Source organism: Anaerosporobacter sp., assembly GCF_965301125.1.
This window is the reverse complement of the sequence record NZ_CBDLAM010000165.1, coordinates 1-8,219: the sequence shown is the minus strand read 5'-3', so window position 1 is coordinate 8,219 and position 8,219 is coordinate 1. Positions and strand designations below refer to the sequence as shown.

Below are 8,219 nucleotides of genomic sequence, written 5' to 3'. Positions count from 1 at the left end.
GATACGGATCTTATTATTGGTTTTAAAAATACAGGAATTATGTTAGTTATATCTCTATTTTTTAATGTTATGTTTGGAACAATTACAGCATTTATTATTGAACGTTTTGAATTTCGCGGTAAAAAAATAGTAGTTGGTCTTTTCTTTATTGGTATGTTAATTCCAACTTTTGTAACAGAAATCTCCAGGTTCAAAGTGATACAAGGGCTGCATTTGTACAATACATTAGGAGCGCCAATTATTATATATATAGCATCTGATTTAATGCAATTATACATATATAGGCAGTTTATCTCCACGCTTCCTGTGTCATTAGATGAAGCTGCATTAATAGATGGCTGTTCCTATTTTAAACTCTTTAGGAAGATTATATTTCCTTTATTAGCACCAGCTACAGCTACAGTTTGTATTATTAAAGCAATTAATATTATAAATGATATGTATATTCCATATCTATACATGCCAAAGAATAAACTAAGAACCTTAACAACATTTTTGATGGACTATGCGAATGCACAACAAGGTTCTTGGCAGAACCTAGCAGCAGGAATAATAATAATAATGATTCCAACGGTTATTATATATATCTTCTTCCAAAGATATATATTGGCAGGTGTTGCAGCTGGGGCAGTAAAGGAATAAGCTTATGGAATGGATGCAAAACTCTATTTATGTTCTATAGCTTCTTAGCTGACGTACTATGACACGAAACACGCTACACATCTTAGTACTTCTATGTGTGTACTTACAGGTATCCAAATGATACGGAAGCGCCTTCGATTCGGCATCCTGCCTCAGCTCAGGCTTGTTCGGCATCCATGCCTCACATTCCTAGGTTATGCAGTACACACTAAGAAGTACTATAGATATTTCGCTATCGTTTCTTAGTCATAGTACGTCAGCTAAGAAGTAGATTTACATTATTTAAGAGTTTTGCAGTTTACTTTACTGATACAAAAGCACTAGTAAGTTAATGGTTGAATGGCTATTCTTGAATATTCATAGCTAATTATAATTAGACTTTTTGACTGTTATCTTAAATTTTAGAAAGGAGCCACGCGCAGCATTTGGTATATAGTTTACAAATAATTATGTGCATAGGCATGGGTATGATAATGAATAAAGCGGATATTAGGTGGTTAGACGATCCAGGAGTTTTTCGTGTGAACCAATTAGAGGCTCATAGTGACCATTCTTTTTTTGCTAATGACAGTGAAATGCAAGCTGGTAGGAGTTCACTGACACAAAGCCTTAATGGAATTTGGAAGTTTCGTTATTCAAGTAACGCTGATGAAAGGCCAGAGGATTTTCATAAGGAAGATTTTAATGATTCTTCTTTTGATGAAATAAAGGTACCTGGACACATTGAATTAAGTAATTTTGATAAAATCCACTATATCAATACGATGTATCCATGGGAAGGGCATGAGTATAAGCGCCCTAGTGGTGTGTATGAGTCTTCCTTTAAAGGGGCTGGATTATTTCATAAGTCAGTATATAATCCCGTCGGTTCGTATAGGCAAAGATTTGATTTAGAGGAAGGTTTAAAAGACAAACGGGTAGTGATTTGTTTTGAAGGGGTTGAAGAAGCCTTCTATCTATGGCTCAATGGTAATTTTGTAGGATATGCAGAAGATAGTTTTACACCATCCGAATTTGATTTAACGCCATATATAAGAGAGAAAGACAATATATTAGCAGTAGAGGTACATAAGAGAAGTTCTGCAGCATTTTTGGAAGACCAGGATTTCTTTCGGCTTTTTGGAATATTTCGTAATGTAATATTATATGCTAAGCCAGCAATACATGTGGAGGATTTATGGATTCGACCTATTTTAACTGAAGATAATGAGTCTGGGATTTTAGAAGTAGATTTGAAGATTTCAAGTATATGCAAAGGAACTGTACAAATTACTTTGCAAGACCAAGAAGAACAGATATGCTGGAATGCAGAAGATGAGATAGAAGAAATGATTTTGTTTAAATCTAAGAAGATAGAGAAGGTTATTCCCTGGGATCATACTAATCCATATCTATATACGGTGCTTGTAAAATTATATAATGAAAATGGAAGTTTAGTAGAAATCGTTCCGTATAAAGTAGGATTTAGAAGAATTGAGATCAAGAATAAAATTATGTTGCTTAACGGAAAGAGATTGATTATTAACGGTGTTAATAGACATGAATGGAGTGCTTCTAATGGACGTGCTATTGGTAGAGAGGAAATGGAATGGGATATGAGTTGCATTGTGAATAACAATATCAATGCAGTTAGAACATGCCATTATCCAAATCAGATACCATGGTATTATATGTGTGATGAGAATGGTATTTATCTTATGGCAGAATCGAATTTGGAATCTCACGGAAGTTGGCAAAAGGCTGGAAGTATTGAGCCTTCATGGAATGTACCAGGGAAATTCCCAGAGTGGAAAGAGGTTGCACTTGATCGTCAGAAAACAAATTTTGAAACCTTCAAAAATCATACTTCCATTTTATTCTGGTCGTTAGGAAATGAATCTTATGCGGAAGAGAATATGGTGGTTATGAATGCATATTTCAAAGAAAAGGATAATAGTCGTTTGATTCATTATGAGGGCGTGTTCAATAACCGTGGGTTTGAGGATCGCATTTCAGATGTAGAAAGCAGAATGTATGCCTTTCCAGAAGAGATTATTGATTATTTAGATCATAATCCTAAAAAACCGTTTATATTATGTGAATATATGCATGATATGGGAAACTCTCTTGGAGGTCTCCAATCTTATATGAGCCTTCTTGAAAAGTATGAAATGTATCAGGGTGGATTTATATGGGATTTTATAGATCAGGCATTATGGGTTACGGATGAGGTAACTGGACAACAAGTACTTCGTTATGGTGGTGATTTTGATGATCGCCCATCTGATTATGAATTCTCTGGTAATGGAATTGTATTTGCAGGTAGAGTGGAAAAGCCAGCAATGCAGGAGGTGAGATATTATTATGGACTCTATAAATAGTAGACAAGACATGGGGAAAACGGATAAATTAAAGGTTGTGTTTGGTGATGTGACGTTAGGTGTTGGCGGAGAGGGATTTCATTATATATTCTCCTATCAGACCAAAGGGTTAGAATCTCTTGTTTACCAAGGAAAAGAGTGGCTATATCGAACACCTAAACCAACGTTTTGGAGAGCAACAATCGATAACGATAGAGGATGCAATTTTCATCTACAATCTGGAATGTGGTTTGGCGCGGATATGTTTATGAGTTGCAGTAATATCAAAGTATTTATTGATGATAAAGAAATTATGAATGTAACAGCACCAGATAATAATGTATATACAGATCATGAAACTGCGGATAAGGTTAAGGTGATTTTCTCATATAAAACAATTACCATTCCATCTACAGAGATTGATGTTACTTATGAAGTAAATTCAAATGGAAAATTAACTGTCACTGTTCATTATCATGGAAAAGTTGGGTTACCTAGCCTTCCGTTGTTTGGTATGAGGTTTATCATGCCGACAAAAGCAATCGCCTATGAATATGAAGGACTGTCGGGAGAAACCTATCCTGACAGAATGGCAGGTGGGGTAGAAGGAAGATATCTGATAGAAGGATTACCAGTAACGCCATACCTTGTACCTCAAGATTGTAATGTACATATGGATACAAAGAGTCTGGTAGTATATAGAACAACAACACTTAACAATGCAGATAAGGATACCAAAAAATACGGTCTGAAGTTTACGTGCGTAGAAAAAAAATTTGCATTTTCATGTATTCCATATACTGCACAAGAGTTAGAAAATGCAACCCATCAGGAAGAATTACCTCCTGCTAGAAGAACTGTGGTTTCTATTTTAGGAGCAGTAAGAGGCGTTGGAGGCATTAATAGTTGGGGAGCCGAAGTGGAAGAAATGTATCGTATTGACGCGAAGAAGGATATAGAGTATACATTTACAATTTCTAATGCAGCTTGGAATTAAGAGATAACAGAAGTTTACGTCCCCATTAAAGATAAATAAGGATTATATTGAATACAGTGAAAGAAAAGTAAATTAATAGAAAAGTGAATTATAAAAAAGTCAATTTATAAAAAAGAATCGAATATATCGAGAATAATATGATACAATTAAGAAGTGGTCTGTGAGAGATAGTATGATTTAGTAGTGAAAGAGAGAACGATATGTATTTGATTTCGATATATTTTGACGAGAATACTGAAAATACAATTAAAAAGTTAATGCACAAAGTTGCTGATAAAAGTGGGAATCGTTATATGCTTGAAGTAAAAGTGCCACCGCATATAACGATTGCTTCATTTGAGACCGATCAAGAGAAAAAAGTGATTGAATTACTTGATTATAAGGTTCATGAAATGAAGCGCAGTACATTACAGTGGGTTTCCATAGGAGTTTTCAATCCACATGTTATATTTTTGGCACCAGTATTAAGTGAGTATTTACATTCATTATCTGTACTTGTCAATGAAACAATATCCTGTGTCGATAACATATCAATTAATGGATTGTATATACCAATGCAGTGGATGCCCCATACCACAATAGCAAAAAAACTAACGGTTGAGGAAATGCTTTTAGCATTTAAAGCGTTACAAAATAATTTTAGAATGTTTAATGGAACAGTAACTAAAATTGGATTGGCAAAAACAAATCCATATCAGGAAATTAAGACTTGGGATTTATTTGATTTGTAGACTTACGGAAAATTTGAAATTAAGAAGAATAAGTTGATACAGAAAAATTAGGTCGATGTTGTCATCGGCCTAATTTTTTATCTTGTGGCGATAGGATGCGGAACAATCCATTGCTTTAATTCTTGGAATGACAGAGAAATCATCCCAACAGTGTATTGCATATACAGAGGATACATCTACATGATTCATGAAATAATCAAAACCAAGATGGAAACGATCTTCTTGTCGTGGATCAAGAGGAAGGAATGCAAGATCTATATGTGTATCTTTGAGTTTAGTAACTTCTGTTTGAAATGCTTTTGTCATCTCTTCATATTCTTGTTCAGTTTCGCCATTCCATGTCCACCAGTTAAGATCACCGGCATGATAGATAGTTTCCTCGGAAGTATCAATAATGAATGCTACGCCAGAATCGGTTGAATTTATGGTGCGAATGTGCAGGGTATCTAATGTTAATTCCTCATCATGTGATAGGAAGTGGATAGAATCGTATAGTTCTTCACTAATACCTTGTTTCAAGAAATAATTACGGTTGTATTTCTTTTGGATGTCTTGAGATAATATATACTGAACATTAGGAATACCTTTAAGTTTAGAAAATAGGGTAAATGAAAAATGATCTTGATGAAAATGGCTAGCAAATGCATATACTGGTTTGTCGGCTGGAATCTGTGGTATCTCACCAATATAATAATCGAATAATAGTATAGCATTAGAAAGCTCTACAATATAACAGCTGTGTTTTATATATTGAATAGTATTAATCATGTATGGTTCCTCCTTATATAAATTTATAGTTTAATCTAATTTTCTAAAATATAACACATTTTTATCGTTATTACAATTTGTCTTCTATTAAATTGTAAAATACTATGTAAATTGGTATAATACATACTAGCGTTCAAAATACATAGGAGGGATATTGATTATGAATACAATTGAATGTATTACAAGTAGAAGAAGTATTAGAAGTTTCAAGAAACAATCAATTGAGAAAGAAGTAATGGATCAAATAGTGGCAGCAGCTGCGTATGCTCCATCATGGAAGAATACACAGATTACAAGATATATTTTTGTAGAAAGTGAAGAAGGAAAAAGAAAATTATTAGAATCTGTACCAGATTTCAATGCGAAAGCTATTGAAGAGGCAGCAGTTGTGGTAATCGTTACTATGATTACGAAACGTTGCGGTTACGAGAGAGACGGAAGCTTCTCTACAGTAAAAGGAGACTCTTGGCAGATGTTTGATGCTGGTGTAGCCAGTCAGACATTATGTTTAGCAGCTCATGAATATGGAATTGGAACAGTTATTGAAGGAATCTTTGATTATGATAAGATTAAAGAAGATTTCCAAGTTCCTGAGGAAAGAGAAGTAGTAGCATTAATTCCTATGGGATACCCGGCTGAGAACCCAGATGCACCAAAGAGAAAAATGATAGGTGAGCTATACTATATTTGTTAAGAAGTTATGTATTACGTAGGATAAAGGAGGAAAGTACAGTGAAACAAAGAAAGCAAGGAATATTATTAATCATAGCATCAGGATTTTTCTTTGCACTAATGTCATTCTTTGTACGATTATCAGGTGATTTACCATCCATACAAAAATCGTTCTTTCGTAATTTTATTGCTGCCATTGCAGCTTTTGTGATCTTATTACGAAGTAAAGAACCAATAAAAGTACAGAAAAAGAATATACCGTGTTTATTACTTAGATGTATATGCGGTACGATAGGATTGATCTGCAATTTTTATGCGATTGATCATATGAATATCTCAGATGCAAACATGTTGAATAAGTTATCACCCTTCTTTGCTATAATTATGTCATATTTCATCTTGAAGGAAAAGGCAAATAAGGTGGAATGGGGAGCTGTGGTTGTAGCGTTTATAGGGGCATTGTTTGTTGTAAAACCATCATTTAGTATGGAGTTTGTGTATGCGATGATAGGAGTTGCAGGAGGTTTGGGAGCAGGTATGGCTTATACATTTGTGCGTAAGTTAGGTAAGATGGGAGAGCGAGGACCTGTTATCGTTTTCTTCTTTTCAGCCTTCTCTTGTCTAGTAACATTACCTTTCCTAGTTATTAATTTTGAGCCTATGGCTTGGTGGCAATTAGTGTATCTGTTAATTGCAGGTGGTTTTGCTACAGGTGGACAGCTTTGTATAACAGCTGCATATACGAAAGCCCCAGCGAGAGAAATTTCTGTATTCGATTATGCTCAAGTTGTCTTTGCTGCAGTGTTAGGATTTGTTTTCTTAAGTCAAGTACCAGATGTATTAAGTATTATAGGTTATATAATTATCATTGGTACAGCAGTAGCAAAATGGAAATATAATTTGAGAATGAGCGATGTCAAAGTAGATTAGCAGATAGTTCAAGACAATAAAAAGACAATCTTTCTAGGGCTATGTGGAGTTCACGGATATAATATCCGTGATCCACACAGAAACCATTTGAAAGATTGTCTTTTTATTCTGTTTCAGGGATAGTTGGCTCTAAGCATACAATCGTTTTATCAATTTTGTGGTCAATAATAGACAAAACTTGTATGTGTAATGGCGGAATATCTAATTCGAAGGTTGCACCATCATCTGGAATAGAACCATAAGAACCGAAGATATATCCACTGAATGTATCATAATCGTCAACTGGAAGTGGCAAGGATAGTTCCTTGGCAACGTCATCTAATGTGGCACAACCACGGATTTTCCACGTTGAGGAATCAATTCGTTCAATTTCTTGATCTTGACCTAGTTCAAACTCTTCCTCTTCTAAGTCACCTACTAATTGTTCTAATAAGTCGCTCATCGTAACGATGCCTACCATGCCGCCATATTCATCTAAGACTACAGCAAAGTGATTATGTGTACTTTTCATTTGACGGAAAAGTACGTCGGCACAGACTGTTTCTGGTACAAAATAAGCTGGTTTTACTGCATTTTCTAATATATTCTCTTTAGTCTTTGGCTCTAAACGGAAGTAGTCTTTCGCATTTAGAATACCAATTACATGATCAACTGTTTCATCACAAATTGGATATAAGGAATGTCTGCTGTCGTGAATGGTTTTGCCCCATTCCTCAACTGATTCTTCAAGCCATAGTAGAGAGATGTCAGTACGATGAGTGGCAAACTCACCTACTGTTAAGTCATCAAATTCAAATACATTTTGAATCATTTCTTTTTCTTCTGGATCAATTACACCTTTTTCACTACCGGCATCAACCATCATACGGATCTCTTCTTCACTAACATTGTTCTCTTCTGTATTTGGATCAATTCCAAATAAGCGTAAGATACTATTTGTAGAAAAGGTTAAGAACCCTACGATCGGAGCGAATAGTTTTGATATGAAAGTAATGGGGGAGGACATAGCAAGGGCTAGGCTCTCAGCTTTCTTCATAGCAATTCTTTTTGGAACTAACTCACCAAACACTAATGTAAAGTAGGATAGAAGTAAAGTAATTAGAATTACAGAAACAGAATTAAGTGTTGAAACAGTTAAAG

At 34.8% G+C, this 8,219-nt stretch carries 8 protein-coding genes; 6 read left to right on the top strand and 2 right to left on the bottom strand.

The features are described 5' to 3' along the window. From ACW2QF_RS15330 to ACW2QF_RS15315, 4 genes are all read left to right on the top strand, one after another. Window positions 1–642, top strand: a 642-nt coding sequence (locus ACW2QF_RS15330) for a carbohydrate ABC transporter permease (RefSeq protein WP_455716881.1), incomplete at its 5' end; no start/stop codon positions are given. Between the two features lie 467 nt (window positions 643–1,109). After that, the gene (locus tag ACW2QF_RS15325; RefSeq protein WP_455716883.1) at window positions 1,110–3,002 is read left to right on the top strand and encodes a glycoside hydrolase family 2 TIM barrel-domain containing protein; all 1,893 of its coding nucleotides are present in this window, start codon (window positions 1,110–1,112) and stop codon (window positions 3,000–3,002) included. Window positions 3,003–3,012: 10 nt separating this feature from the next. After that, a complete protein-coding gene (locus tag ACW2QF_RS15320; RefSeq protein WP_455716882.1) occupies window positions 3,013–3,978 on the top strand; it encodes a beta-galactosidase small subunit in 966 nt (321 codons plus the stop codon). A 200-nt stretch (window positions 3,979–4,178) separates the two neighbouring features. Further along, window positions 4,179–4,709 (top strand): 2'-5' RNA ligase family protein, encoded by a 531-nt coding sequence (locus ACW2QF_RS15315; protein ID WP_455716880.1) that lies wholly within the window; start codon window positions 4,179–4,181, stop codon window positions 4,707–4,709. 69 nt (window positions 4,710–4,778) lie between these two features. Here ACW2QF_RS15315 and ACW2QF_RS15310 read toward each other — a convergent pair whose 3' ends face one another. Further along, window positions 4,779–5,477 carry an MBL fold metallo-hydrolase gene (locus ACW2QF_RS15310; protein ID WP_455716879.1) on the bottom strand — a complete coding sequence of 233 codons (699 nt, stop codon included), beginning with the start codon at window positions 5,475–5,477 and terminating at the stop codon, window positions 4,779–4,781. Window positions 5,478–5,637: 160 nt separating this feature from the next. Here ACW2QF_RS15310 and ACW2QF_RS15305 point away from each other — a divergent pair, with 160 nt between their 5' ends. Further along, on the top strand, window positions 5,638–6,171 hold the full coding sequence (locus ACW2QF_RS15305) for a nitroreductase family protein (RefSeq protein WP_455716878.1): 534 nt from the start codon (window positions 5,638–5,640) through the stop codon (window positions 6,169–6,171). Between the two features lie 38 nt (window positions 6,172–6,209). Next, on the top strand, window positions 6,210–7,079 hold the full coding sequence (locus ACW2QF_RS15300; protein WP_455716877.1) for a DMT family transporter: 870 nt from the start codon (window positions 6,210–6,212) through the stop codon (window positions 7,077–7,079). Between the two features lie 103 nt (window positions 7,080–7,182). On the opposite strand, the gene ACW2QF_RS15295 is transcribed toward ACW2QF_RS15300, so the two are convergent. After that, window positions 7,183–8,219, bottom strand: a 1,037-nt coding sequence (locus ACW2QF_RS15295; RefSeq protein ID WP_455716876.1) for a hemolysin family protein, incomplete at its 5' end; no start/stop codon positions are given.